2 protein-coding genes are annotated in these 1,373 nt (G+C 29.4%); both read right to left on the bottom strand.

Annotated elements, in window-relative coordinates:
- Nucleotides 1–219: 219 nt before the first annotated feature.
- Nucleotides 220–567, bottom strand: coding sequence for an ArsR/SmtB family transcription factor (locus HMPREF2715_RS03975; RefSeq protein WP_002441960.1), 348 nt, complete (start codon nt 565–567; stop codon nt 220–222).
- Nucleotides 568–585: 18 nt separating this feature from the next.
- Nucleotides 586–1,203 carry a CadD family cadmium resistance transporter gene (locus HMPREF2715_RS03980; RefSeq protein WP_049394661.1) on the bottom strand — a complete coding sequence of 206 codons (618 nt, stop codon included), beginning with the start codon at nt 1,201–1,203 and terminating at the stop codon, nt 586–588.
- Nucleotides 1,204–1,373 lie beyond the last annotated feature (170 nt).

Genomic DNA, 1,373 nt, shown 5'->3' on the forward strand with positions numbered 1-1,373 from the left:
AATACAACCACTGATGACTGTGGTCGTGATGTGAACAAGAGCTTCGACCATCTGATATGCACCTCCTCTCTGCGTCTAAATTGACGCCTGAGAGATAGGCGACCTGTATATTATATCATCTCTGAATAAGGGATAATAGATAACTTCCGATAAGTCATTTTATGTTATATCTTTGCTTTTTTATAGTATCAAGACAAGAAGAAACTCGTTTCACTCGTTTCAAAAACCCTCCTGATTTTTAGAGAAAAATTCTTTTATTTCATCGTCTTTAATAAAATAATATGCCATCTTTCCCTTTTTATAAAAATCAAGTACATCATTTTTATATAAAAGTCTTAAATGATGTGAAGTTGAAGCAACACTTATTTTCAATATCAAAGAAATATCACAAACACACAACTCATCTTCTTTAATCAAAGATAATATGATTTTCAATTTCTTCTCATCACAAATTTTTTCTAAAATGTTAAGTAATTTCTTAGATTTATCATCTTCTAAAAAACTTAAAGCATTGTTAACTTTATCCTCATGTACACAGATCACATCACAAGCATTTTCATAACTCATATAAAATCGCACCCTAAATTAAAATATAAATCCTAAAATTGTTTGAATAGTATCATTTTCAATAATAATAAATAAACCTAAAGCTATATAAATAACAGCCATAATCCAACGACTAAATTTCTCAACAATTTCTCCAACTCCTGGAATATTAGATAATTTTTGTGCAGTAAATACCAAGAAGAAAATTAAAATTAAAAAGACAAACAGAGTAATTAATAAATTAGTAACACTTAATGTCACAAAATACGGAACAAATAAACCAATATTATCAGCACCACAACTTGCTATCGTAACAATTGCAACCGTACCAACTAATTTAGACAATCCTTTTTCATTCAATTCTTTTTTAGCTCTCTTTTCTCCTTCACAATCATCATAAATAGCTACTTTAATTCCTAAATAAATCGGTATTAACCCTAATAATCCTAATATCCATTTTTCAGGAACATAATTTAAGACAAAGGCAAAGAATAAACTTACGACAATCAATGCCACAGATCCTACATATTGACCAATATAAATATCTCGATATTCTTTCTTAGTCTTTGCTCTAGCAAAAAATATTAATAAAATCACTAATAAATCTACTGCTGTCGCAATATAAAGAATAGCAGCAGTTACAATAGTCTGAATCATAATTACACCTCATTCAAAAATATTTTTGAATGTATTATAACTTATGTTTTCAAATAATCATAGATGCTTTATTCCAATTGCTTTATTGACGTTGAGCCTCGGAACCCTTAACAATCCCAAAACTTGTCGAATGGTCGGCTTAATAGCTCACGCTATGCCGACATTCGTCT

It is taken from the genome of Staphylococcus sp. HMSC062A01 (genome assembly GCF_001836805.1).
Classification (GTDB): Bacteria; Bacillota; Bacilli; order Staphylococcales; family Staphylococcaceae; genus Staphylococcus; species Staphylococcus haemolyticus.

Bases quoted from the DNA above. Each gene is read 5' to 3' on its own strand.
- HMPREF2715_RS03975 (WP_002441960.1), bottom strand. From the start codon at position 567: ATGAGTTATGAAAATGCTTGTGATGTGATCTGTGTACATGAGGATAAA.
- HMPREF2715_RS03980 (WP_049394661.1), bottom strand. From the start codon at position 1,203: ATGATTCAGACTATTGTAACTGCTGCTATTCTTTATATTGCGACAGCA.